The organism is Streptomyces sp. CNX435 (genome assembly GCF_059570575.1).
Genome location: NZ_JCANTA010000004.1, coordinates 114291 through 139818, shown reverse-complemented (window position 1 = coordinate 139818; position 25528 = coordinate 114291). Strand labels below are relative to the sequence as shown.

Genomic DNA, 25528 nt, shown 5'->3' with positions numbered 1-25528 from the left:
GGGCACGGAGACCGACTGGCCAGCGAGGTCAATCTCAGCCCAGATCGGCCGCACCGATGTTCCCCGGGGGCGCTTACCCGGCCGCGGGCCCGGCGGCCCAGAACGCGGCGAGCGCGGCGGCCGTCTCAGCGGGGCGGTCGACGTTGGGGGAGTGGTCGGCGCCCGCGACGACGGTGCGGTGGGCCTGCAGCCGGCGCGCCATGTCGTCCATCTCCGCGACGGGCCAGACGTAGTCGGACTCCCCGGTGAGCACGTGCACGGGCAGCGGCAGCCCGGCCAGCTCCGCGGTCCGGTCGGGCTCCTCGCACAGCTGCCGGCCGGTGGCGGTGAGCTGGGCGGGGCTGGTGCCGAGCCAGCGGCGGTGCAGGAAGTCGTCCACGTCGGCGGGGGTGCGGGCGTCGGCGGCCTCGGGCGGGTCCATGGCGCGTATGGCCTGCCAGACGGATTCCATGTCGTACGTCGTCAGGGCGTCGGCGAGGAGCTTGGCGCGGGACTGCTGTTCGTCGCACATGGCGCCGGGGCCGCTGCTCATGAGGGTGAGCGAGGAGAACGCGCCCGGGGCGCGGAGGGCGGCGGCCCGGGCGATCTGACCGCCGAGGGAGTGCCCGAGGACGTGCGGCGGTGGGCCGTCCGGTGCACTGAGGGCGGCGGCCAGCGCGAGGAGGTCCTGCGCGAGTTCGTCCTGCGCGTACGCGGCCTCGTCGGCGGGGCCGTCGGACTCGTACTGTCCGCGGCCGTCCACCGCGACCACGCGGAACCCGGCGGCGGCGAGGGGTTCGAGCAGGGCGATGAAGTCCTCCTTGCTGCCGGTGAACCCGGGCAGCAGGAGCGCGGTCCCGTGTACGGACCGCCCGGCCCGCAGCGCGGCGAAAGCCCCGCGCGGGGTCTCGATCCGCACGGCCTCGGTCCCGGCCGGCAACGCGACGAACGGCGGCTTGCTCATGCCCCGACCCTAGCCGTGGCCGTACGACCCCCGGGCACCCACCCCGCCTCGCGGCGGGGGCGGGGGCAGGGGGCGCCCGGTTACCTGCGTTCCACCCCGCTTGCGGGCAAGCCGCGGGCCCGGGGCGTACGTCGTGACGTACGCCCCGGGCCCGTTCAGGGTTCTGCTGTTTCTCCTACTCGGCCGTCGGCTGGCCCGCGTTGCCGCTGCGGGTGCGGCGACGGCGGCGACGGGGCTTGCGAGGAGCGGCGTCGGCCGCGGCCGGCTCCGCCGCGGACTCCCGCTTCTCGCCGGCGCCCTCAGCGCCCGCGCCGGCCTCCGCCGCCAACGGGCGCCCGCTGCGCGTGCGGCGGCGCTGCCGCTCCGTACGGGTCCGCTTCGGGCGCTCCCCGGTGGCCGACGACCCGCGGCGCGAGCCCGCGCCGCGCCGGCCGCCGCCCGTCTCGCCCAGGTCCTCCAGCTCCTCGGCGCCGAGCCCCGCGCGGGTGCGCTCGGCGCGCGGCAGCACGCCCTTCGTACCCTCGGGGATCTGCAGCGCCTCGTACAGGTGCGGGGAGGTGGAGTACGTCTCCTCGGGGTTCTCCAGATCCAGCTCCAGCGCCTTGTTGATCAGGTGCCAGCGCGTGATCTCGTCCCAGTCGACCAGCGTGACCGCCGTGCCGGACGCGCCCGCGCGGGCGGTGCGGCCGATGCGGTGCAGGTACGTTTTCTCGTCCTCCGGCGTCTGGTAGTTGATCACGTGCGTGATGCCGGTGACGTCGATGCCGCGCGCGGCGACGTCCGTGCAGACCAGCACGTCGACCTTGCCGTTGCGGAACGCCCGCAGCGCCTGCTCGCGCGCGCCCTGGCCCAGGTCCCCGTGGACCGAGCCGGCGGCGAACCCGCGCCGGGCCAGCTGCTCCGCGACGTCCGCGCAGGTGCGCTTCGTACGGCAGAAGATCATGGTCAGCCCGCGGCCCTCGGCCTGCAGGATGCGCGCCAGCATCTCCGGCTTGTCCATCGAGTGCGCCCGGAAGGCGTGCTGCTCGACGGCGGCGACGGTGGCGCCCCCGTCGTCGGGCGCCGTGGCGCGGATGTGGGTGGGCTGCGACATGTAGCGCCGGGCGAGGCCGATGACCTGGCCCGGCATGGTGGCCGAGAACAGCATCGTCTGCCGTTTGGCGGGCAGCTGCTGGATGATCTTCTCGACGTCCGGCAGGAAGCCGAGGTCGAGCATCTCGTCGGCCTCGTCGAGCACCAGCACCTTGATCTTCGACAGGTCCAGCTTGCGCTGCCCGGCGAGGTCGAGGAGGCGGCCGGGGGTGCCGACGACGACGTCGACTCCCTTCTTCAGCGCCTCCAGCTGGGGCTCGTACGCCCGGCCGCCGTAGATCGACAGCACGCGGACGTTACGGACCTTGCCGGCGGTCAGCAGGTCGTTGGTGACCTGCACGCACAGCTCGCGGGTAGGGACGACGACGAGCGCCTGCGGCGCGTCCGTCAGGGCGCCGGTGTCGGCGCGGCCGGACTCGACGTCGGCGGGGACGACGACCTTCTCCACCAGGGGAAGGCCGAAGCCGAGCGTCTTACCGGTACCGGTCTTGGCCTGGCCGATCACGTCGGTGCCGGCGAGGGCGACCGGGAGGGTCATCTCCTGAATGGGGAAAGGAGTGGTGATTCCCACGGCCTCCAGGGCCTCAGCAGTCTCGGGGAGGATCCCCAGGTCTCGAAACGTGGACAGGATGCTTGCCTCTTCTGTCGGTCGCGGCGAGCGGCGGGGGACTTGGGTCGTACCGCGCGGGGTCGCGCGGGACCACTTCTTCCGTCACTCGGGCGCTCCAGCCGCGAGAATTCCCTCCGGCGGTGTGCGTACGGCGGGACAGGCCGCACGGGCTCCGCTGAGAGCGGTCGGGGTCGGAGCCGATCGGGCCACCGACCGGGCATCCTTCGATACATACTTCCCATGCGCCTCCGGACTCACGCCCGGGCATGGAGGACCCGCCGTGACCGGCGGGCGCTATACCACTCTACCTAAAATCGTGCAGCTGTGTTGTGCGATGTCTCATAGTCCACGGGCTGACCAGGCCCTTCCCAGGTCCGCGCGGGCCGCTATTCTCCGCTCCATGGACACTCCCTCTTCCGACGAGGCTCCCGAGCAGCCCGAGAACACCGCTGCCGCCTCCGGCGTAGCCGCCGAGAGCTGGGCGGAGGCCGCCGCCGACCCGCAGTACCGGGCCGCGGTCGTGGACCTCCTCGGCGCCCTCGCCTACGGCGAGCTGGCCGCCTTCGAACGGCTGGCGGAGGACGCGAAGCTCGCGCCCGGCGTGGAGGACAAGGCGGAGCTGGCGGCGATGGCCGCCGCCGAGTTCCACCACTTCGAGCAACTGCGGGACCGGCTGGCCGAGATCGACGAGAACCCGGCCCGGGCGATGGAGCCGTTCGCCGCCGCGCTGAACGAGTTCCACCGCCAGACCGCGCCGTCCGACTGGCTGGAGGGGCTGGTCAAGGCGTACGTCGGCGACTCGATCGCCAGCGACTTCTACCGCGAGGTCGCGGTCCGGCTGGATTCCGACACCCGCGGGCTGATGCTGGGCGTGCTGGACGACACCGGGCACGCGACGTTCGCCGTGGAGAAGGTCCGTAGCGCCATCGCGGCCGACCCGCGGGTGGGCGGCCGGCTGGCGCTGTGGGCCCGGCGGCTGATGGGTGAGGCGCTGAGCCAGGCGCAGCGCGTGGTCGCGGAGCGGGACGCGCTGTCGATGATGCTCGTGGGCGGGGTCGCCGACGGCTTCGATCTGGCGGAGGTGGGGCGGATGTTCTCGCGTATCACCGAGGCGCACACCAAGCGGATGGCGGCGCTGGGGCTGTCGGCGTAGCGCGGCGCCCCGGGGCGCCCGGGGCGCGTGCCGCTGTGCGGTTGTCTGTACGTGCCGGTGCGCGTCTTGGTACGGGTCCGTCCGTACGCGCGCCGCGGGCCGCTCAGCGCACCGGGCGTCCGGCGAGGTACGCCGCCGCGGGGCGGCTCCGCTCCGGGTGCTTCACCAGCAGCGACAGCATCGCCGCCGCGAACGCCGCGGCGACCGGCAGGACGATCGGCAGGTTCCCGCCGCCGAGCACCGTGTGGGCGATCGCGGCGCCGAGCGCCGCGGCCCCCGGGCCGGTGGCCAGGGTCAGGTTCCGGTTCCCGAACCGATCCGGATAGCGGGAGAACGCGGCCAGCGCAATCGCCAGGCCGATGACTGCGGAGCACAGAGCTGCCAGGACCATCTCGCGCCCGCCCTTCGTTGGGCCCCCACCGCTGGGGCGAATCGGACGCTCCGGGTCTACCCGCACGGATGCGCGGGCAAACGACGGCCCCCCGGTGAGGACACCGAGGGGCCGGACGAGTGGGGGAGAGCGGTGGAACCCACCCTCACAGGGCGCCGAAACCCACCTTGCGTGCGGAGGGTGCGCCGATCTCCACGTAGGCGATGCGGCCGGCCGGCACGAGGATCTTCCGGCCGCGGTCGTCGACCAGGGTCAGCACCTCCGACTTGCCGCCGAGCGCGTCCGCCACCGCGCTCTCGATCTCTTCGGCGGACTGCCCGCTCTCCAGGCTGATCTCTCGGGGGGCGTGCTGCACGCCGATCTTGACCTCCACGGCCTGATCCCTTTCGGTCAGTTGGATGTACGCATGCACACTAACCCGGCGTGCACACCCCGCGGGACCGATGCCTGCACGCCCGCAGCGAACACCGCCGCGGGAGGTGTCCCGGCGGGCGGGCCCTACGCCTGGTCCGGGCCGCCGTGCAGCGGGAAGCCGGCGATGCCGCGCCAGGAGAGCGAGGCGATCAGCCGCGCGGCGGCGTCCCGCGGGATGGACTGGCCGGAGCCCAGCCAGTACCGCGCGGTGATCTGCGCCATGCCGCACAGCCCCACGGCGAGCAGCATCGCCTGCTCCACCGGCAGGTCGGTGTCCTCCGCGATGACCTCGCTGACCGCCTGCGCGCAGTCCAGGCTGACCTTGTCGACCCGCTCGCGCACCGCGGGCTCGTTGGTCAGGTCGGACTCGAAGACCAGCCGGAAGGCGCCGCCCTCGTCCTCGACGAAGGCGTAGTACGCGTCCATCGTGGCGGCGACGCGCTGCTTGTTGTCCGACGTGGAGGCGAGCGCCGCGCGCACCGCCTTGAGCAGCGCGTCGCAGTGCTGGTCGAGGAGGGCGAGGTAGAGCTCCAGCTTGCCGGGGAAGTGCTGGTAGAGCACCGGCTTGCTGACGCCGGCGCGGTCCGCGATGTCGTCCATGGCGGCGGAGTGGTAGCCCTGGGCGACGAAGACCTCCTGGGCCGCGCCGAGGAGCTGGTTGCGGCGCGCACGACGGGGAAGCCTCGTACTGCGTGGACGCGTCTCGGCCTGCTCGATGGCTGTCACTGCGCCTCCTGGTTCCTCAGATGATCGCCCCCGGGACGCCGGGCCTGTCCGGCGGGTCGACCGCGGGTGCCATCGTACGTGCGGGTAATCGTCCGGCGCTCCGTCGCTGCGCGAAATTTCATCGCGCCCGACCCGCGTCGAATCGGGGCAATACGGAGCATGTCACCGGTATTCTTCCTCGCTCTGTTCGACGACGCGCGCCTGTTCGGCGGCGTCCGCGGGGTTCACCTCGTCGTTGTGGCGCTCGCTCGGCGGGGCGTCGTCCTCTTCGGTCTCGGCGCCCTCCACCTCGGCGCGCTGCTCCGCGGCGTCGGCCTCCGGCGTCTCGCCGTCCGGGTCGTCCGGGTCGTCCGGGTCGTCGGGGCCGGCCTGACGGGGCGGGCGGGACCGGGCGGCGGAGGCGCCCTTCGCGCCGTCGGGGCCCGTACCGCCGGCGGGCTCGTTGAACGTGTCCGAATCCTGCGGGTCCACAGCCATGGCGTCGTCTCCCCTCTCTCGCATCGCCGTCGACGCTGCGCGTCCGGTTCGTCACGCGGACTTCGGGCGCAGTTTCGGTAGATGTCCTCCATACGAGCGTAAGAGAGGGCGCTTTCAGACGCGAGGCGACCTGTGAGCGCGAACACATGAACCACAGCGTGACTGTCTCGTAACATTGCCCCCATGCCGTCGACAGAGCCCTATCTGGCGGGCGACGAGGCGTCCCCGGCGAGGACGCCCCCCGGGATCGTGCCGCCCTCGTCCCACGAGGGCCGGGGCGGTGTCGCGCGACGGCAGGTGACGCTCCCCGGACTGACCCTCGCCGTCCGCGAGCACCCGGCGGCCCGCGCGGGGCTGCCGCCGGCGGTGTACGTGCACGGGCTCGGCGGCTCCGCGCTGAACTGGTCGGGCCTCGGCCCCCGCCTCGCCGAGCGCGTCGACGGCGAGGCCGTCGACCTCCCCGGCTTCGGCGACTCCCCGCCCCCGGACGACGGCGACTACTCCCTCTCCGGCCACGCCCGCGCCGTCATCCGGTACCTCGACGCCGGCGAGCGCGGCCCCGTCCACCTCTTCGGCAACTCGCTGGGCGGCACCATCGTCACCCGCGTCGCGGCGCTCCGCCCCGACCTGGTGCGCACCCTCACCCTCGTCTCGCCGGCGCTGCCCGAGCTGCGCCCGCAGCGCACCGCGGTCCCCACGGCGCTGCTCGCCGTGCCCGGCGTCACCGCGCTCTTCGCCCGGCTGACCCGGGACTGGACTCCCGAGCAGCACACCCGCGCGATGCTCGGCCTCTGCTACGGCGACCCGCGCCGGGTCAGCCCGGAGGGCTTCGCGGAGCACGCGCGCGAGTACGCCGGGCGGATGAGGCTGCCGTACCACTGGGACGCCATGGAGCGCTCCGCGCGCGGGGTCGTCGGTGCGTACACCCTGGGCGGGCAGCATTCGCTCTGGCGGCTGGCCGAGCGGGTGCTTGCCCCTACGCTTCTCATCTACGGCGGCCGCGACCAACTCGTATCGTTCCGGATGGCGCGGCGGGCGAAGGCCGCGTTCCGCAACTCGCGGCTGCTGGCCCTGCCGGCGGCGGGGCACGTGGCCATGATGGAGTATCCGGAAGTGGTGGCCAAGGCCTTCACCGAGTTGCTGGGCGAGTACGAGACAGGGGCCGCCGACGCGAGCCTGGGCGGGAGCTGACACACACGGTGGGCAGGCACAGCGCGGGCGGCAAGGGCAGGAAGCAGGCGCGGGACGCCGGTGGCGGCAGCCGTGACGGCGGTGCCGTCAGCCGTGGCGGTGGCGGCCGTGGCGGTGGCGGCACCGGGGCCCGGTCACGCCCGCCGCTGCCGCGGCGCGGGGACACCGGGCCGATCCCGAGGATCAGCGACACGGGCCCGCTGCCGCGGGTGACGGACACGGGCCCGCTGCCGCGGGTGACGGACACGGGGCCGGTGCCGCGGGTCGCGGACACGGGTCCGATGCGGCGGGTGCCGGACACCGGGCCGCCGCCGCGGGTCGCGGGCGGAACGGTCACGGGCACGGGGCCGATGCCCCGTTTCGGCGACACGGGTCCCATCCCCCGGGCCGCCGGTGGGGGACCGGTGCCGCGGGCCGGGGACACGGGCGCCACACCGCGCTTCACCGACACCGGGCCGATGCGGTCGTTCGGCGACACGGGCAACATGCCGCGGGTCGGCGATACGGGACACGTGCCGCGGGCCGGCGACACGGGCGGCTTCCGCGCGGTCGGCGACACCGGTGCGACGCGGCGCGTCGCCGACACCGGAGGGCTGCCCCGCGTGCCGCGCATGGACGACACCGGCGAGACCCCCCTCGGTCACCCCCAGCACCGGGAGCCCGGCGGCGGGTGGGGCGCCCCGCCCTACGGGCCGGCGCCCCGGGGTCCCGGCACCGCCACCGTCGCCGCGGCACCCACACCCGTACGGCAGGAGTACCTCGACGCCTTCGACGGGCCCGGCCACGCCGGCGGGCCCGCCGTCCGCCGCCCCGGCGACGTGCCGGGGCCGGCCCCCGCGGCGGACGACCGCGGCCGGCCGCCGCCCGGCGACGACGGCGACGGGCCGCCCGACCATGCCGCCACCGCCCTGGAGTCCACCGCCGGCGGCCACCGTCGCCCCCGGCAGCGCACGACCAACCGCGGCCGCGTCGCCACCGGCGTCGCCGCCGCCGTCGTGACGTGCGCGCTCGCCGCCGCCATCGCCGGTCAGGTCTCCGACGGCCGCGCGAAGCGCGCCGACGCCGCCGCCGCCGACGCGCGCAAACAGCGCGCCGCCGCCGACGACGCGGCCTCCCGCTCCGGCGACCGCGACGGCCCGGCGGGCTCGGATTCGACCACCCGCCCGGGTGCGGACGGCGACGGCGACGGGGGCGCGCGGGCCGTGCCCGCCACGTACGCCGAGAAGATGGCGGCCACGTACCCCCTCAGCCGCGACCTCACCGGCTCCGGCAAGCTCACCGCGGTCCCCGGCGGCGACAAGGCGCCCGGCCGCGGCGAGGTGCTGGCGTACCGCGTGGACGTCGAGGAGGGACTGCCGCTCGACGGCGAGCTGTTCGCCTCCGCCGTGCACAAGACGCTCAACGACGACCGGAGTTGGGGTGGGCGGGGCGAGCGCACCTTCGAGCGCGTGGCCGCGGGTGCGGAGTCGGACTTCGTCATCACCCTGGCCAGCCCCGGGACCACGGACGAGTGGTGCGCCAAGTCCGGCCTCGACACCGCCGACCAGGACGTGTCCTGCGACTCCGCCGCCACCGAGCGCGTGATGATCAACGCCTTCCGGTGGGCGCAGGGTTCGAAGACCTACGGCGACGACATCTACGCGTACCGGCAGATGCTCATCAACCACGAGGTCGGCCACCGGCTCGGACACGGGCACGTCGGCTGCTCGCGCGACGGCGCGCTCGCGCCGGTGATGATGCAGCAGACGAAGTACCTGTCGACGGATGGCGCGACCTGCAAGCCCAACCCCTGGCCGTACCCGCGCGGCTGACGGTGGGCGCGTAAAACGCCCTAGTCCCCGAATAGTCACGGGTATTCACCCCTTCCGGTGGTGCGATGGACAACCGTCCACCGCGCTCCCCACCGCGTGCGTACCGTCCTCCCACTGGACGGAGCCACAGCAGTCTCGGGGGTGTTCTCGTTGCGCATCGGCCTTCTCGCGGAGGGCGGATTCCCGTTTGCCGCGGGCGAGTCGCCGGGGTGGTGCGACCGGCTCGTACGCGGGCTTGCGCACCACGAGTTCGACGTTTTCGCGTTTGCCGCCGATGCGGCACAGGAGACGGCGGGGCTCGTTTCGCTGCCGCCGCAGGTGCGCACGGTGCACGTCGCGCCGCTGGGGCGCCCGGCGCCCGGCGAGCGCCGTTACGGGCGCGCCGGCCGGCGCCGATTCGCCGAGCACTTCACCGAGCTGGCCACCGCGCTGGCGGCGGGCGACGCGGCGGCGGACGGGCAGGACCGTTTCGCTTACGGGCTGTACGGGCTGGCGGAGCTGGCCGTGGACGCGGGCGGGCCGGGGCGGGCGCTGCGTTCGGAGCAGGCGGTGCGGATCCTGGAGCGGGTGTGCCGGGCGCCGGGCGCGCATCCGGTGGTGCAGGGGGCGCGCGTGGTGGAGTTGCTGGCCGTCGCGGGGCAGCTGGACCGGGCGCTGCGGCCGTTGGCGGCGGGCTGGTGCGGCGGGCCGGCGGCGGGCGGTGCGGTGCCGGGCGGTGTGGTGCCGGGCGGTGCGGTGGCCGGGGGGCTGGCGGGCGTCGACCTGTGCCATGCGCTGTCCGGCGGTCCGGCGGTGCTGCCGGGGTTGCTGGCGCGGCGGTTCTTCGGGACGCCGCTGCTGGTGACGGAGTACGGGGTGCGGCTGCGGCGGCATTACCTGGAAAGCGCGGCAAGCGCGGCAAGCGCGGCAAGCGCGGCAAGCGCGGCAAGCGCGGCAAGCGGGGCGAGCGGAGCGGGGGCGCGCGCCGGCGGGTCCGTGGCCGTACGGGCGCTGACGGCGGCCTTCCACCGCCGGCTGGCGGCGGAGGCGTACGACAAGGCGGCGCTCGTCACCCCCGGCAACGCGCACGCGTGCCGCTGGGCACTGCGCCTGGGCGCGTCGCGGGGCCGGCTGCGGACGGTCTACCCGGGCATGGACAGCGCCCGGTTCGCGGAGGTGGGGGAGCCGGCGCCGGAGGCCGGGGAGGACGACAGAACCCTGGTCTGGGTCGGCCGGACGGAGCCGGCCGGTGACCTCGTCGCGCTGCTGCACGCGTTCGCGGAGATCCACCGGGCGGAGCCCGCCGCGCACCTCGTGGTGGTGGAGACGGGCCCGCCGCCCGCCGCCCACGCGGGCTACCGCGACCACTGCCGGGCGCTGGCCGCCCAGCTCTTCCCCGACGAGGCCGCGGACGCCCACGCGGTGGGCGCCAGCCCGGTGTCGTTCGAGGAACTCGGCGACCCGGCGCTGCCGGACACGGCGGCGGCGTACGCGACAGGCGGCGTCACGGTGCGCTCCAGCGTCATGGGGGGCTTCCCGGTGGGGCTGGTGGAGGCGATGTTCTGCGCCCGGGCGACGGTGTCGACGGACGTCGGCGCGGTACGGGAAGTCATCGGCGGTACGGGCCTCGTGGTCCCGCCGCGGAACCCGCGGGCGCTGGCGGACGCCTGCCTGGCGCTGCTCCGCGACCCGGCGCGCCGGGCGCGGCTGGGCGCGGCGGCGCGGGCGCGGGCGGTGGAGCTGTTCTCCGTGGAGCAGAACGTGGGGGCGTTCCGGAACATCTATCTGGAGCTGGCCTCGCGCAGTCCGCTGGTGGGCCCGGCGGACGGTGAGCCGCGGCCCTTCGCGCGCCCGGCGGAGGCGCATCTGCCGGACGGTTGGACGGCCGCGCCGGCAGCGGCGCCGGACGCGGAGTCGGACCCGGAGCCGGTGGTCGCGGGTGCGTGCGCCGTGTTCGAGGGGGCCGACCGATGACCGACGTACCGAGAGCGGCCGCCGAGCCGCAGCCGCCGCTGCCGCTGCCGGAGGAGGAGCCGCCGCGGCCGGGGGCCGCGCCCCGGGAGCCGTCGCCGGCAACACCGGCGGAAGACCTGGCGGAAGCCCTGGAAGCAGCCTTCGGCCCTCGCCGCACACCACCCGCCGTAACGTCTCTTCATCCCTCGAAGCCCCCCGCCGAAGACGTTGCCGCGGGGGACCCCGGGGGGCCGGAGCTTGCGCCGGGCGCCGGAGGCGGGACGGCGGGATCAGGCGACGCCGCCGCCGTGCCGCGTGCCGCAGGCGCTGCCGCGGCGGTCCTCGGCCCCGCGTCGCCCGCCACCGGCGAGGCGACCTCCGCGACCGCGACCTCCGCGACCGCGACCTCCGCGACCGCGACCTCCGCGACCGCGACCTCCGCGACCGCGACCTCCGCGACCGCGGACGCGGCGACCCCCGCCGCCCCCGCCCCCGCGGCCACCCGCTTCCGCGCCGGAGGCGGTCGGCGCGGGCCCGCCGATCCCGTTCGGGGGCTCATGCACCGGCACCGGGAGCTGTGCGACCGTGCCGTCGATCCGTTGGAGATCGCCGCCGGGCTGGAGGCTCACGGGGTGACCGACCGGACCGCTCGGCGGTGCCGGCACCGGGACGTGTTCTCCCTCGCCGAGGAGATGTACGTACGGACCCGCCGGCCCGACGCCGTCCCGGCCCACGCCCCGGTGTCCGGCGGCCCTCAGCCCCGTACGCCCCTCGCCCCCGTCGCCCACCTCCTGCCCCTCGTCGGCGGGCTCGTCGTCCTCCTCGCCACCGCGCTGCCCGGCCGCGCGCAGGCCGCCGTGACCGGCGTCGGCGTCGCCGCGGTCGTGATCGCGGTGGTGCTCGGGCCGCAGCGGGGGCCGTTGCGGGTCGGCGGCGGGCTGCCGGCCGGGGCCGGGCTCGCCGTGGGGTGGCTGCTGGCGTACGCCGCGTACGGGGACTGGCTCCTCGCCGAGCTGCTCGGCGGCGCCACCGCCGTCAGCCGCGCCCCCGTCATCCCGTACGCCACCGCCGCCGCCCTCGCCGGGCTCACCGCCGCCGTGCTGCCCGCGGCGGCCGTCGCCCGGTGGTTCGCCGCCCGGGCCCGCGCCGGGCTGCGGGACAGCCGGGATCTGGCCGAGTTCCGTGCCCGGGTCCGTCCGCTGCTGGCCGTCGCCGTCACCGTCGTGCCGGCCGTCCTCGTCGCGCTGCAACTCGCCGCCGTGGCCGCCGAACCCGTCGTCGGACAGCTCGCCGAGGCCCCGCACCAACCCGCCGCGCACGCCTCGGCCGCCCACGCCTCGGCCGTCCCCGCCTCCGGTGTCCCCGCCTCCGGCGTCCCCGGCGCCGTCGCCGCCGCCGGCGCGCTCGGCGCGCTGCTCTTCCTCGCCCGGCTGCTCGCCGTGCACGGCTTCCCCCGGGCCGCCGCGTACGGCCTCGCCGCCGCCTGCGCCGCGCAGGTCACGGCGCTGCTGCTGGTCCTGGCCGCCCGGGTTCCCGGGCTGGCCGTGCTCGGCCGTCCGGTCGAGCTGCTGGTCGCCGGCTCCGCAGGTTCCGACATGGCCGCCGTACCGGCGGTCGCCTGCGGCGCCGCCGCGCTCGCGCTGCTGGCGTACGCCGGCGGCGCACTCACCCGAGCCTCAGCTCATCGCAAGGAGCACAACGAGATGACCGCACCACCACTGGCCACGCCCCCCTCGAACACGGGGGGTACGCGATGAGAGTGCTGCTCATCGGTGGCACCGGCTTCGTCGGCCGCTACGTCGCCGACCGCCTGCTCGCCGACCCCGCCGTGCAGCTCACCGCGCTCGGCCGCGGCGACGACGCCGACGTACGGTTCGACCTGTCGTCCGGCAGCCCCGGCGCGCTGACCCGGTTCCTGGACGCCGTGCACCCGGGCGTCGTCGTCAACTGCGCCGGCACCACCCGCGGCGGCGCCCGCGACCTGACCCGGCACAACACCGTCGCCGTCGCCACCCTCTGCGAGGCCATGCGGCGCAGCAGCTGCTCGGCGCGGCTGGTGCACGTCGGCTGCGCCTCGGAGTACGGGCCGTCGCCGGCCGGTTCCTCGACGGCCGAGGACGCGCTGCCGCGCCCCGGCGGCCCGTACGGGGTGAGCAAGCTGGCCGCGACCGAGCTGGTGCTCGGCTCCGGGCTGGACGCGATCGTGCTGCGGGTGTTCTCGCCCGCGGGCCCCGGCACCCCGGCGGGCTCGCCGCTCGGCCGGCTGGCGGAGGCGCTGCGGCGGGCGATGCAGCAGGGCGACGGCGAGCTGAAGCTCGGCGGGCTCGGCGCGCAGCGGGACTTCGTGGACGTACGGGACGTGGCGCGGGCGGTGCACGCCGCGTCGCTGTCGGCGGCGCAGGGCGTCGTGAACATCGGCGGCGGGCGTGCGGTGCGGCTGCGGGACGCGGCGGCGGCGCTGGCGCGGATCGCGGGGTACGGCGGCCAGCTGCACGAGTACGACACGACGCTGACCGGCCGGATTCCGCAGCCCGTGGGCGCCGGCCACGGCCTCGGGCACGGCGGCCACGGACCGGGCCACGGCCTGGGCCACGGGCCCGGTCACGGCCTGGGCCATGGATCGGGCCACGGCCACGGGCCCGGCCACGGACCCGGCCACGGACCCGGCCACGGGCCGAACGGCGGCCCCGGCGCGGAACCGGCGGCGGTCGCCGCGGCGTATCCCTATCCGGACGGGTGCGGCGCCTGGCAGCAGGCGGACATCAGGACGGCGCGGGACCGCCTCGGCTGGCGGCCCCGGATCGGAATCGAGGAGAGCCTTGCGGATATCTGGATGGAGGCGGCATGCCGCATCTGAGGTCTGACGGGACCGGCCCACCCACCGGCACCGGGGCGGTGCTGCGCGACCTGCCGGGAGCCCGGACCGAAACCCCCGAAACCCCGCCCGCCCCCGAAGGGCTGCACCGCCCGCCGCCCCCGCCGGCCGAGACCCCCCTCCGCCTCGGCGTCCCCGGCTACGCGCACCCCCTCGTCGCCCCCGTCGAGTGGGGCGAGCTGACCCGGCCCGCCGCCGCCGACGCCGTCCACTGGACGGTGCTCGACGTCGCCGCCGGCCCCGGCACCCGACCCGACCCGCACTGCCTGGAGGCCGCGGGCCGGCTGAAGTCGGCGCGGGTGCGCACCCTCGGCCACCTCGACCTCCGCAACGGCCACCGCCCCCTCGGCGAGCTGATCACCGACGCCCACCGGTTCCTGGAGTGGTACCGCGTCGACGGCTTCTACCTCGGCCGCTGCCCCGCCGAGCGGGACCGGCTGCCGGAGGTCCGGCGCGTCTCGGCCACGCTGGGCGCCCTGTCCCCGCGGGCGCATGTCGTCCTCGGCGTCGGCACGCACCCGTACCCCGGTTACGCGGAGGTCGCCGACCAGCTCGTCACCTTCGCCGGCCCGTGGGCCGGCTACCGCTGGTCGCAGGTCGCGGAGTGGACCGCGGAGCACCCCGCCGAGCGGTTCTGCCACCTGGTCCACGGCGTCCCGCCGACGCATCTGGACGAGGCCCTGCGGATCGCCCGTTGGCAGGGCGCGGCCTCGGTGTTCTTCACCGACCGGCCCGGCTGGGAGGCCCTGCCCGGCTACTGGGACGACCTCGTCTCGCGTCTCGGACAGGGTGTCTCGGAATGAGGAGGCGCGTGGCAGTGTTACGGAAAGACCCACTGTGCTCTCACACGCTTACGGAGTCCCCGTGTCGCTGCCACCGCTGGTCGAGCCCGCCCCCGAGCTCTCCGTCGACGAGGTCCGCCGGTACTCGCGCCACCTGATCATCCCGGACGTCGGGATGGACGGCCAGAAGCGGCTGAAGAACGCCAAGGTCCTCTGTGTGGGCGCCGGCGGTCTCGGCTCGCCGGCACTGATGTACCTCGCCGCGGCGGGCGTAGGCACGCTGGGCATCGTCGAGTTCGACGAGGTCGACGAGTCGAACCTGCAGCGCCAGATCATCCACAGCCAGGCGGACATCGGCCGCTCCAAGGCCGAGTCCGCCCGCGACACCGTCCAGGGCATCAACCCGTACGTGACGGTCCGGCTGCACGAGGAGCGGCTGGACTCCTCGAACGTCATGGAGATGTTCGCGCAGTACGACCTGATCGTCGACGGCACGGACAACTTCGCCACCCGCTACCTGGTCAACGACGCCTGCGTGCTGCTCGGCAAGCCGTACGTGTGGGGCTCCATCTACCGCTTCGACGGCCAGGCGTCCGTCTTCTGGGCCGAGCACGGCCCCTGCTACCGCTGCCTGTACCCCGAGCCCCCGCCGCCCGGCATGGTGCCGAGCTGCGCCGAGGGCGGCGTGCTGGGCGTGCTGTGCGCGTCGGTCGGCTCCATCCAGGTCAACGAGGCCATCAAGCTGCTCGCCGGCATCGGCGACCCGCTGCTCGGCCGGCTGATGATCTACGACGCCCTGGAGATGCAGTACCGCCAGGTGAAGGTCCGCAAGGACCCGGACTGCGCGGTCTGCGGCGAGAACCCGACCGTCACCGAGCTGATCGACTACGAGGCGTTCTGCGGCGTCGTCTCCGACGAGGCGCAGGAGGCCGCGGCCGGCTCCACGATCACTCCGAAGCAGCTCAAGGAGTGGATCGACGACGGTGAGAACATCGACATCATCGACGTCCGGGAGCCGAACGAGTACGAGATCGTCTCGATCCCCGGCGCCCGGCTGGTCCCGAAGAACGACTTCCTCATGGGCAACGCCCTGGAGGGGCTGCCGCAGGACAAGAAGATCGTCCTGCATTGCAAGACGGGTGTCCGGTCCGCGGAAGTCCTGGCGGTGCTGAAGTCGGCGGGCTTCGCCGACGCGGTCCACGTGGGCGGCGGCGTGGTCGGCTGGGTGAACCAGATCGAGCCGGAGAAGCCCATCTACTAAGAGATGACGCGCGTGCCGCCACCGGAGAGAGTTTCCCGGTGGCGGCACGCACGCGTCGGACGGCTACTTCCGGCAGGTCGTGTCGTCCTTCGGGGCCTGGCCGTCGAGCAGGTAGGTGTCGACCGCCTTCCGCGTGCAGCCGCTGCCGCTGCCGTACGCCCCGTGCCCGTCCCCGACGCGCGTCAGCTTCACCGCCACGTCGCCGCCCAGCGCGTCGACCATCTTCTGCGTGCCCTCGTACGGTGTCGCCGGGTCGCCGGTCGTGCCGACGACCAGGATCGGGGCGGCGCCCTTCGCGCCCACCTCCAGCGTCGAGCGCTTGCCGGTCACCGGCCAGCCGTCGCACGACGCCATGGCCCACGCCATGAAGTCGCCGAAGACCGGCGACGCCTTGCGGAACTCCGGCAGCCGCTCGCGGATCTCGCCGGCCGAGTAGCGGTCCCGGGTGTCCGCGCAGGTGATCGCGAGGAAGGACGAGTGGAGCGTGTTGTAGTGCCCGTCGGGATCGCGGCCGTTGAGCACGTCGGCGAGGAGCAGCAGGGTCGCGCCGTCGTCGTCCTGCGCCTGCCGCAGCCCCTCCGTCAACAGGGGCCACAGCTGCTTGGAGTAGAGCGACTGCGTGATGCCCCCGGTCGCCAGCGCTTGGGTCAGGTCGCGGCCGGAGGTGCCCGGGACCGGCTTGCGGTCGAGCCGCTTCAGCAGGTCCGCGACGTCCTCGGTGGCGGCGGCCGGGTCGTCGGCCGAGCCGTTGCCGACGGGGCAGTTCCTGCCCTTGCGGGCGCAGTCCTCGGCGTAGTTGTCCAGCGCCCGCTGGAAGCCCGCCGCCTGCGCCAGCGACATCTCCGCCCTGTCCTGCGTCGGGTCCACCGGGCTGTCGAGAACGGCACGGCCGATCCTCTTCGGGAAGAGGTGCGCGTACACGGCGCCCAGCTCGGTGCCGTAGGAGATGCCGAAGTAGTGCAGCTTGTCGTCGCCGAGCGCGGCGCGCATGAGGTCCATGTCGCGGGCGGTGTTCTCGGTGCCCACGTACGGCAGGATCCGGCCGGACTTCTTCTCGCACGCGGCGGTGAAGTCGTGGATCCGGCCCAGGTACGCCTTCTCCTCGGCCTTGTCGTCGGGGGTGTTGTCGGCGGCGAAGTACGTGTCGAGCGCGCGGTCGCCGAGGCAGCGCACGCCGTTGCTGCGGCCGACCCCGCGCGGGTCGAAGCTGACGAGGTCGTAGCGCTTGCGCAGCGTCTTGTACTGGCCGGCGAGGCCCGGGAGGGTGTCGATGCCGGAGCCGCCGGGGCCGCCGAAATTGAACATCAGCGAGCCGATGCGCTCCGACCGCGGTCCGGTGGCCTCGGCGCGGATCATGGCGATGCCGATCTTCTCGCCGTCCGGCCTGTCGTGGTCGAGCGGCACGTCGAGCGTGCCGCACTGCCAGTCGACCTCGGCGGCCGGCGCGCCCGGCGCCGGCGCGGGGAGGTTCTTGCACGCCCCCCAGTCGATGCCGGCGCCCGCCTCCCCCTCCAGCCGGCCGCTGGAGCTGTCGGACGACGCCGCGATGCCGCACCCGCCGGCGGCGAGGGCGGTCAGCAGGACGGCGGTGACGGCGGTGACGGCGGTGACGGCGGTGGCGGCGGTGGTCAGCTTGGCGGTGGCCCGCACGGCGGCTCCCCGGTCTCGGAGGTGGCGGACTGCCATCGTCCGGCGGCCCGCGGGCGGTCGCGCGCTGCGCGGGGCGTACGGGTGAGTACGGTGGTCCCGTACCGATCACCCCGCCACCTGGGAGGCCGCGTGTCCTACTACGTCCTCGACTACGCCTACGTCGACGACTACCTGCAGCGCCGGGACTCCTACCGCCAGGCCCACCTCGACCTGATCCGCGAGTGCCACCGGCGCGGCGACCTCCTCATGGCCGGCGCGATGACCGAGGACCCGCCGCGCGGGCTCATCGTCTGGCGGACCGACGACCCGGCGCCCGCCGAGGAGTTCGTGAGGAAGGACCCGTACGTGGCGAACGGGCTGGTGGACAGCTGGAGCATCCGCCCCTGGCGCGTCGTCGACCTCTGACGCTCCCCCAGAGCCTCCGGCCTGGGCGGTGCCCCCACCCACCCACCCGCCCGCGCCCGCCGAGAACAACGGCGCCCCGCGCCCGCTACAACGCGCCCTTGCGGGTCAGGTGCGTGAACGACAGCCAGCCCGGCAGCACCGGCATCCAGAACGTCAGCAGCCGGAACAGCAGCACCGCCGACAGCGCCGTGTCGCTCGGCATCCCCGCCGCCGTCAGACCCGCCGTGAGCGCCAGCTCCACCGCGCCCACGCCGCCCGGCGTCGGCGCCGCCGAGCCCAGCGCGTTGCCGGCGAGGAAGACGACGGCGACGCTCGCGAAGCTGAGGTCGCCGCCGAAGGCCCGTACCGAGGCGTCCAGGCAGAGCACGAACGACAGCGTCATCAGCACCATGCCGCCGATGCCCGCCGCCAGCTTCTGCGGGCGCTGCAGCACGTCCAGCATGCGCGGCACCACGCCCGCGAACAGCGACCGGATCCGCGACACCACGGCCTTCCGCAGGAACGGTACGGCGGTGATGATCAGGATCAGCACGGCCGCCGCGAGCAGCCCGGCGATGACCGTACGGGACGGGGACAGCGACGGCGTCCGCTCCGTCCCCGTCAGATAGCCGAAGGTGAGCAGCAGCAGCACGTGGCTGCCGAGCCCGAAGAGCTGCGAGGCGCCGACGCTGGCCACCGCCAGCCCGGGCCGTACGCCCGACTTCTGCAGGAAGCGGGTGTTGATGGCGACCCCGCCGACCGCCGCCGGGGCGACCAGCTTGACGAACGAGGCGGCGACCTGTGCCAGCACCGTGCGCCCGTACGGCACCCGCTCGGGGACGAAGCCCAGCAGCGACATCGCTGCGGCGAGGTAGGTGGCGGCGGAGAAGAGCACGGCCAGCGCCGCCCAGCGCCAGTTCGCCTGCGCCAGGACGTCGTCCACCTTGACGTGGGTCAGCTGCGTCCCCAGGAAGTACGCGGCGAAGACGCCCGCGATGATGCTGACGAGCGTGCGCGGCCGGATCCGCTCGATCCGTACCGGCTCCACCGGCGCCTCCGGCCGGATCCGCAGCACGTGGTGGCGGATCTGGGTGAGCACGTCCTCCTCGCGGGCCTCGTCGAGGGCGCCCTCGATCGCCCGCTTCTCCGCCTGCTTGGCGGCCCGCTTGCTCCTGCGGTCCCCGGCCGGCTGGTGCTTGCGCGTCCGCGACGCCTCGATGACCGACTCGCGCTCGCGCGCGGCCCGCTCGCGGGAGAGCCGGCGCAGCTCGGCGCGGGTGTCCCGGGTCAGCGCGATCGGCTGCAGCAGCGGCAGCGCGTCGGCGACCGCGTCCGGGCCGAGCACCTCGACCGCCGCCGCGACCGCCCGCTCGGCGCCGACGCGCAGCGCGAAGGTGGTGAGCAGCTGGGCGAGGTCCATGCGCAGCACGACGTCGCCGGCGGCGATCTCGCCGCTGCTGAGGTCGGTGAGGATCACCTCGCCCGCGCCGGTCACCAGCACGGCGTCGCCGTCCAGGCGGCGGTGCGCGATGCGGCGCGACTGCAGCGCCTTGACCTGCCGCCAGCTCTCGCGCATCAGCCGGTCGGTGATCGCCGAGTCGGAGACGGCGTCCAGGGGACGGCCGCCGGTGTGCTCGTAGACGAGCATGACCGCGTCGGGGCCGAGGTCGGAGGTGGCGATGAGCTTGGGGGCGTTGGCGCCGGCGGCGATCGCGGCGTACGACAGCAGCGCCTCCTGCTCCAGCGCCTGCCGCAGCGACTGCATGCTGCGCCGCTGGTAGACGCCGCGCAGCGACAGGCGGCGCCAGGCGCGGTAGAAGAAGCCCTGGGCCTGCTGCTCGCGGTCGACGACGGTGACGTCCAGCGGCGGGCCGTCCTCCAGGGTGACGACGAACCGCCGCCCGCGGCCGTCGCCCTCCAGGTCCGGCTGCTCGTCCGGCACCAGCGCGCTGACCGGGCGGAAGCCGACGCGGCGCATGCCGGCGAGGAGGTTGCGGCCGGTGGGGCGGACGTTGGGGGAGCCGACCGCGTACATCGTGCCGTAGGCGACGGTCCAGCCGATGAGGACGGTGAGCAGGATGGCGAACGGGGTGGTGTAGCCGCCGACGAGCACCGCGAGGCCGTCGAGCACCAGGACCGTCCACATCAGCACGCGCCAGCGGGCGTGCCGGGACATGCCGACGGCGGTCATGTACGCGATGACGGGGGCGAGATAGCCGTGCACGGGGTCGGTGCGCTCGCCGTCGCGGGCGATCTGCGTCAGCGCCCCCTGCACGGAGCCGGGGGCGGCCTCGGAGACCCAGAGGGAGACGGCGAGCCCGGCGCCGTGCGCGAGCACGGCGGCGAGCACGCCGTCGGCGATGCGCAGGCCGTCGCGCTTGACGAGGCGTTCGACGGCGAACGCGACCGGGACGATGAGGACGGCGATGCTGGAGGTCAGGCCGCCGAGGGTGACGACGAACGAGGGCGTGTACTCGGCGCCCTTGGTGATGTCCTCCTCCAGGCCCTCGGTGGTGGCGTGCGCGACGGCGGCGAGGCCGAGGACGGCGGCGATGCCGAGGACACCGAGGAGCAGCCGGATGAGGTCGGAGGGGCGGTGCACGCGGGCGGGGAGGAGGGGGTCGTCGCCTTCGACGGGGCCGGGGGCGACGCGGCGGCGGGAGTCGTGCCGGACCCTGCCGTCCCGTGCGCCTCCCTCGTCACCGTTCCCGGAGTCCCGGCGGGCAGGGCTCCGCGCCTCCGTGGCCGGCTCGGCCGGCGGAGGCTCGGCCGCGGGGTCGCGCCGCATGCCCTGAGTTGTCCCGTCTTCGTCTCGTATCACCAGTCACCGCCCGCACGATGGTGGCACGAGCATGTCTCCGATGGTCGCATCCGGGTCTGCTTTACAGCGGTGTGGCCGCTGCCCGCCGCCACCCCGGGCTGTCGGCGGTCTGGGGCAGGATGGGACGGATGGACGACGCGACACCTTCCGCCGGCCCTCCGGGCCCCGAAGCGGCTCTTCTCGACGAGTATGCGGACCTGGTGCTCTCCGTGGCAGAGCGCATCCCGCCGGGCCGGGTGATGACGTACGGAGACGTGGCGGAGTTCACAGGCCGCGGCGGGCCGCGCCAGGTAGGCCGCGTGATGGCGCTCTACGGGAGCCCCGTGCCCTGGTGGCGCGTGGTGCGCGCGGACGGCCGGCCGCTGCCCGGCCACGAGCGCGACGCCCTTGAGCAGTACCGCGTGGAGGGCACGCCGCTGCGCGTCACCACCACCGGTGAGCAGCGCATCGACCTCCGTCGCGCCCGCTGGGACGGCGGCGGCGACGGTGTCGAGGGTCATATCTGACAGCTTCCGACACCGGGCACCAAACGGCCCGGGCCGCCACCCGTACGGAGTACGGTTCGGCAACCGGCACCTGAATCCCGACCTCTTCCACTTCCACTTCCACTTCCACCGGCGATACATGTGAGCACTGCGTCCGTCTCCTCCCCGGCCTACCGGCTCGTCCGCACCGCACCCGTGCGGCCGGTCCCCCCTGTGCCGGACGCGCGGCAGCGCGCGGTGGTTGAGCACGGCGACGGGCCGCTGCTCGTGCTCGCCGGGCCGGGCACGGGCAAGACCACGACTCTGGTGGAGGCCGTCACCGAGCGGATCAGACGCGGCACGGACCCCGGGCGGATCCTCGTGCTGACGTTCAGCCGCAAGGCGGCGGTGGAGCTGCGGGACCGGATGGCGGCCCGGCTGGACGGCGCGCAGGCACTGCGGGCACCGCAGGTGAGCACGTTCCACTCGTACTGCTACGCGCTGGTGCGGGCGCACCAGGATGCCGACATGTTCGTCGAGCCGCTGCGGCTGCTGTCCGGGCCGGAGCAGGACGTCGTCGTACGGGAGCTGCTCGCCGGGCACGAGGAGGACGGCGCGCGGGCGCGGGTGTCCTGGCCGGACGACCTGCGGGCGGGCCTGACGACGCGCGGGTTCGCGGACGAGGTGCGGGCGGTGCTGGCGCGCAGCCGGGAGCTGGGGCTGGGGGCGGCGGCACTGGACCGGTTCGCGGCGGCGGCCGGCCGGCCGGACTGGGCGGCGGCGGGGGAGTTCCTGGCGGAGTACCTGGACGTGCTCGACATGCAGGGCGTGCTGGACTACGCGGAGTTGGTGCACCGGGCGGTGCTGCTGGCCGAGACAGCGGCCGACGGGGGTGTGGCGGCGGAGCTGGCCGGGCGGTACGACGCGGTGTACGTCGACGAGTACCAGGACACGGACGCGGCGCAGGTGCGGCTGCTCCGGGCGCTGGCGGGCGGCGGCCGGACGCTGGTCGCCTTCGGCGACCCGGACCAGTCGATCTACGCGTTCCGGGGCGCGGACGTCGGGGGGGTCCTGACGTTCCCGGAGGTCTTCCCACGGCCGGACGGCCGGCCGGCGCCGGTCGCCGTCCTGGGCACGTCGCGGCGCTCGGGCGCGCGGCTGCTGGAGGCGACCCGGCTGCTCACGCGCCGGATGCCGCTGCCGCGGCTGCCGTCGGCGGCGGTACGGGCGCACCGGGCGCTGGCGTCGCCGCGCGCGGGGGGCCGGGTGGAGGCGTACACGTACCCGACGGCGAGCGGCGAACTGGACAACATCGCCGACATCCTGCGCCGCGCCCACCTCGAAGACGGCGTCCCCTGGCGCGAGATGGCGGTCCTGGTCCGCGCGGGTGCCCGCACGATCCCGTCGGTCCGCCGCGCCCTGACGTCGGCGGGAGTGCCGCTGCACATCGCGGGCGACGACCTGCCGCTACGCCACGAACCGGCGGTGCAGCCGCTGCTGACGGCCCTGCGGGTCGCCGCGCAACCGCCTGCGGCGGAGCACGGCGGGGAGCCCGGCGCCGGGTCGGTGGCTGCGCGTGCGCCGGTATCGGGTGGGCGGGTGGATGCCTCGGCGCCGGAGGCGTCGTCGGCCGACGCGACGGGTGCCGAGGTACCTGACGGGGGGACGGGCCCGGAGGGGCACGGCGACTCCGTACCCGAGCCGTGGATCTCCCCCGACACCGCCATCTCCCTCCTCTCCTCCCCCCTCGGCGGCATGGACGCCGCCGACCTGCGCCGCCTCGGCCGCGCCCTCCGCGAGGAGGCGCGGGCCGCCGGCCGCTCCGTACCGCCCCCCTCCGACGTCCTCCTCGCCGAGGCACTCGCCGAGCCCGCGCGCCTCGTCGCCCACGACCGCGCCTACGCCGGCGGCGCCCGCCGCCTCGGGCTGCTCCTCCGCCACGCCCGCGAGCTGCTCGCCCGCGGCGGCACCGCCGAGGCCGCGCTCTGGGAGCTGTGGGACGGCACCCCCTGGCCCGACCGGCTGGAGCGCGCCGCCGCCCGCGGCGGGCCCGCCGGGCGCAACGCCGACCGCGACCTCGACGCCGTCTGCGCCCTCTTCGAGACCGCCGCCCGCGCCGAGGACCGCACCGGCGGCCGTGGCGTGCTCAACTTCCTGGAGGAGCTTCAGGCGCAGGACATCGCCGCCGACGTCCTCACCCGCCGCGCCGACACCGGCCCCGCCGGCCCCGACGCCGTGCGCCTCATGACCGCGCACCGCGCGAAGGGCCTGGAGTGGCGGCTCGTCGTCGTCGCCCAGGTCCAGGAGGGCCTCTGGCCCGACCTGCGCCGCCGCGGCTCCCTGCTGGAGGCGGACCGCATCGGGCGCGACGGCCTCGCCGAGCCGCTGCCGCCCGGCGCGATCCTCGCCGAGGAGCGCCGGCTGTTCTACGTCGCCGCCACCCGCGCTCGCGAACGGCTGGTCGTCACCGCCGTGAAGGCGCCGGCGGAGGACGGCGACCAGCCGTCGCGGTTCCTCGCCGAGCTCGGCGTCGACCCCAAGGACGTCATCGGCCGCCCTCGCCGCCCGCTGTCCGTCGCCGCGATGGTCGCCGAGCTGCGCGCGACGACCGTCGACCCCGAGGCGTCCGACGCCCTGCGCGCCGCCGCCGCCGAGCGGCTGGCCCGGCTGGCGGCGCCGGCGGACGACGGCCGCCCGCTGGTGCCGGCCGCGCACCCGGGCCGCTGGTGGGGGCTGGTGGAGCCGACCGAGAACGCGGTCCCGCTGCGCGACCGCGACCTGCCCGTCGCGCTCTCCGGCAGCGCCGTAGGGCAGTTGGTCGACACCTGCGCGCTGCAGTGGTTCCTCGGCCGCGAGGTACGCGCCGGTGAACCGGCCTCCGCCGCCCAGGGCTTCGGCCTCGTCGTCCACGCCCTCGCCGACGAGGTCGCCTCCGGCCGCACCCCCGCCGACCTCGACGCGCTCATGGAGCGCCTCGACGGCGTCTGGGACGGGCTCGCCTTCGACGCGCCGTGGAAGTCCGCGCAGGAGAAGGGGAACGCCCGCGCCGCCCTGGAGCGCTTTCTGCGCTGGCACGTGCTGGAGCGGGGCCGCCGGCCGGTGGCCAGCGAGCGGGACTTCGACGTCACGCTGAAGGCCGGCACGTACGAGGTGCAGATCAAGGGCACCATGGACCGCGTCGAGGAGGACGACGAAGGCCGCGCGTACGTCGTCGACTTCAAGACCGGCAAATCCCGGCCGACCGGCCCCGAGGTGGCCGAGCACGCCCAACTCGCCGTGTACCAGGCCGCGGTTGCCGAGGGCGCGGTCGCCGAGGGCGCGGCCGGCACGGAGGGCACCGTTCCGGGCGGCGCGGAGCTGGTCCACCTCCGGATCGGGGCGCCCGTCCGGGAGGGCGGCGACGCGCTGCCCAAGGTGCAGCGGCAGCCGCCGCCGGAGGGTGACTGGGTGCCGCGGCTGCTGGCGACCGCCGCCGCCCGGGTGCTGGACGAGCGCTTCGGCCCGACGCCCGGCGACCACTGCGCGCAGTGCGCTTTCCGCAGCTCGTGCAGCGCCCGCCCGGAGGGGCGGCACATCGTGGAGTGAGGCGGCGGCAGGACCGCAGAGTGAGACCCGGTGTGACAGCGGGGCGTCGTATGTGGTCGTATGACCAGCCGGTCAGACGTAAGCAACAAGTAAGGAATGACTGTGCGGAAGAGCGTGGTGGCGGCGGCCCTGGTCTCGGCCCTGAGCATGACGGTCCTGTCGGCCTGCGGCAGCGAGGACGGTGGTCTCGCGAGCAAGTCGGCCGAGGAGATCAAGGACGAGACGGTGGACGCGATGCGCGCCGCCACGTCCATGACCCTGAAGTTCAACCAGACCGGTGCCCCCGGTGCCCAGGAGACGGCTATGGAGCTGTCGTTGACCAAGAAGGGCGAGTGCACGGGCACCATCAGCGTGGACGGCGCGAACGCGGAGATCCTGCGCGTCGGCGGTACGTCGTACATGAAGCCGGACACGAAGTTCTGGGAGCTGAACGCCGGCGGCCCCGAGCAGGCGCAGCTCATCGAGGCGACGGTGGGCGACCGCTGGGTGGAGATGGGCGCCGGCCAGGACGACTTCGCGTCCTTCTGCGACCTCGACACGGTCCTCAACGACATGGACGACGACAAGGGCGACAACAAGGAGAAGACCGAGAAGGGCGACGAGGGCGAGGTGCGGGGCACCCCGACCATCACGCTGATCGAGAAGAAGGACGGCGAGACCACGAACGTCCACGTCGCCACGGAGGGCGAGCCGTACATCCTCAAGATGGAGATCGAGGGCGGGGACGAGCCGGGCACGGCCGAGTTCTCGGAGTTCAACGAGACGGTGGACGTCGAGGCGCCGGCCGACTCGGTGAGCCTCGACGAACTCAGCGGCTGAGACCGGGACCAGAGCCGAGAGGCGGGGCTGGGAGGCGGGACCCGGGAGACGGGGCTGGGACCGGGCGCGTACGCCCCGTAGCGCATCCCGCGTCCCTTGCGCCCGTCGGTGGCCTCAAGACCCCGGCTGTCGGCGGGCGCCGCTACG

At 75.0% G+C, this 25528-nt stretch carries 20 protein-coding genes; 12 read left to right on the top strand and 8 right to left on the bottom strand.

From position 1 onward, the window contains the following. Positions 1-73 precede the first annotated feature (73 nt). Positions 74-943, bottom strand: coding sequence for an alpha/beta fold hydrolase (locus T328_RS09590; protein WP_496495509.1), 870 nt, complete (start codon positions 941-943; stop codon positions 74-76). A gap of 175 nt (positions 944-1118) precedes the next feature. Further along, a complete protein-coding gene (locus T328_RS09585; protein ID WP_496495508.1) occupies positions 1119-2573 on the bottom strand; it encodes a DEAD/DEAH box helicase in 1455 nt (484 codons plus the stop codon). Positions 2574-3045: 472 nt separating this feature from the next. Here T328_RS09585 and T328_RS09580 point away from each other — a divergent pair, with 472 nt between their 5' ends. Next, positions 3046-3798 (top strand): ferritin-like fold-containing protein, encoded by a 753-nt coding sequence (locus tag T328_RS09580; RefSeq protein ID WP_496495507.1) that lies wholly within the window; start codon positions 3046-3048, stop codon positions 3796-3798. A gap of 103 nt (positions 3799-3901) precedes the next feature. On the opposite strand, the gene T328_RS09575 is transcribed toward T328_RS09580, so the two are convergent. The 4 genes from T328_RS09575 to T328_RS09560 form a co-directional block, all read right to left on the bottom strand. Further along, positions 3902-4189, bottom strand: a complete 288-nt coding sequence (locus T328_RS09575) for a hypothetical protein (protein ID WP_496495506.1) — start codon at positions 4187-4189, stop codon at positions 3902-3904. Positions 4190-4334: 145 nt separating this feature from the next. After that, complete coding sequence (locus tag T328_RS09570) at positions 4335-4562, bottom strand: DUF3107 domain-containing protein (RefSeq protein WP_496495505.1); 228 nt, start codon at positions 4560-4562, stop codon at positions 4335-4337. Between the two features lie 125 nt (positions 4563-4687). After that, positions 4688-5329 carry a TetR/AcrR family transcriptional regulator gene (locus tag T328_RS09565; RefSeq protein WP_496495504.1) on the bottom strand — a complete coding sequence of 214 codons (642 nt, stop codon included), beginning with the start codon at positions 5327-5329 and terminating at the stop codon, positions 4688-4690. Between the two features lie 162 nt (positions 5330-5491). Next, positions 5492-5806, bottom strand: coding sequence for a hypothetical protein (locus T328_RS09560; protein WP_496495503.1), 315 nt, complete (start codon positions 5804-5806; stop codon positions 5492-5494). Between the two features lie 183 nt (positions 5807-5989). Between T328_RS09560 and T328_RS09555 the strand changes: the two genes are divergently transcribed. The 7 genes from T328_RS09555 to moeZ all read left to right on the top strand — a co-directional run bounded on the left by T328_RS09555 (position 5990) and on the right by moeZ (position 15658). After that, the gene (locus T328_RS09555) at positions 5990-6997 is read left to right on the top strand and encodes an alpha/beta fold hydrolase (RefSeq protein WP_496495502.1); all 1008 of its coding nucleotides are present in this window, start codon (positions 5990-5992) and stop codon (positions 6995-6997) included. 350 nt (positions 6998-7347) lie between these two features. Further along, positions 7348-8808 (top strand): DUF3152 domain-containing protein, encoded by a 1461-nt coding sequence (locus T328_RS09550; RefSeq protein WP_496495748.1) that lies wholly within the window; start codon positions 7348-7350, stop codon positions 8806-8808. A gap of 141 nt (positions 8809-8949) precedes the next feature. Further along, the gene (locus T328_RS09545) at positions 8950-10761 is read left to right on the top strand and encodes a DUF3492 domain-containing protein (RefSeq protein ID WP_496495501.1); all 1812 of its coding nucleotides are present in this window, start codon (positions 8950-8952) and stop codon (positions 10759-10761) included. 287 nt (positions 10762-11048) lie between these two features. Then, positions 11049-12497: a hypothetical protein gene (locus T328_RS09540; RefSeq protein WP_496495500.1), complete on the top strand. Its 1449-nt coding sequence runs from the start codon at positions 11049-11051 to the stop codon at positions 12495-12497. Continuing rightward, the gene (locus tag T328_RS09535) at positions 12494-13597 is read left to right on the top strand and encodes an SDR family oxidoreductase (RefSeq protein ID WP_496495499.1); all 1104 of its coding nucleotides are present in this window, start codon (positions 12494-12496) and stop codon (positions 13595-13597) included. The genes T328_RS09540 and T328_RS09535 overlap by 4 nt, the downstream gene beginning before the upstream one ends. Next, the gene (locus T328_RS09530) at positions 13585-14418 is read left to right on the top strand and encodes a spherulation-specific family 4 protein (protein ID WP_496495498.1); all 834 of its coding nucleotides are present in this window, start codon (positions 13585-13587) and stop codon (positions 14416-14418) included. The genes T328_RS09535 and T328_RS09530 overlap by 13 nt, the downstream gene beginning before the upstream one ends. A gap of 61 nt (positions 14419-14479) precedes the next feature. Continuing rightward, on the top strand, positions 14480-15658 hold the full coding sequence (gene moeZ, locus T328_RS09525) for an adenylyltransferase/sulfurtransferase MoeZ (protein ID WP_496495497.1): 1179 nt from the start codon (positions 14480-14482) through the stop codon (positions 15656-15658). A gap of 63 nt (positions 15659-15721) precedes the next feature. Here the strand turns inward: moeZ and T328_RS09520 are convergent, their stop codons facing one another. After that, entirely contained in the window at positions 15722-17344 is a 1623-nt protein-coding gene (locus T328_RS09520) for an alpha/beta hydrolase (RefSeq protein ID WP_496495496.1), read from the bottom strand. A gap of 93 nt (positions 17345-17437) precedes the next feature. Between T328_RS09520 and T328_RS09515 the strand changes: the two genes are divergently transcribed. Further along, complete coding sequence (locus tag T328_RS09515; protein WP_496495495.1) at positions 17438-17713, top strand: YciI family protein; 276 nt, start codon at positions 17438-17440, stop codon at positions 17711-17713. Positions 17714-17798: 85 nt separating this feature from the next. On the opposite strand, the gene T328_RS09510 is transcribed toward T328_RS09515, so the two are convergent. Further along, complete coding sequence (locus T328_RS09510; protein WP_496495494.1) at positions 17799-20480, bottom strand: lysylphosphatidylglycerol synthase transmembrane domain-containing protein; 2682 nt, start codon at positions 20478-20480, stop codon at positions 17799-17801. 161 nt (positions 20481-20641) lie between these two features. Between T328_RS09510 and T328_RS09505 the strand changes: the two genes are divergently transcribed. The 3 genes from T328_RS09505 to T328_RS09495 all read left to right on the top strand — a co-directional run bounded on the left by T328_RS09505 (position 20642) and on the right by T328_RS09495 (position 25381). Further along, a complete protein-coding gene (locus tag T328_RS09505) occupies positions 20642-21019 on the top strand; it encodes an MGMT family protein (RefSeq protein WP_496495493.1) in 378 nt (125 codons plus the stop codon). A gap of 120 nt (positions 21020-21139) precedes the next feature. Continuing rightward, positions 21140-24562: an ATP-dependent helicase gene (locus tag T328_RS09500; protein ID WP_496495492.1), complete on the top strand. Its 3423-nt coding sequence runs from the start codon at positions 21140-21142 to the stop codon at positions 24560-24562. Between the two features lie 102 nt (positions 24563-24664). Beyond that, entirely contained in the window at positions 24665-25381 is a 717-nt protein-coding gene (locus T328_RS09495; protein ID WP_496495491.1) for a hypothetical protein, read from the top strand. Positions 25382-25528 lie beyond the last annotated feature (147 nt).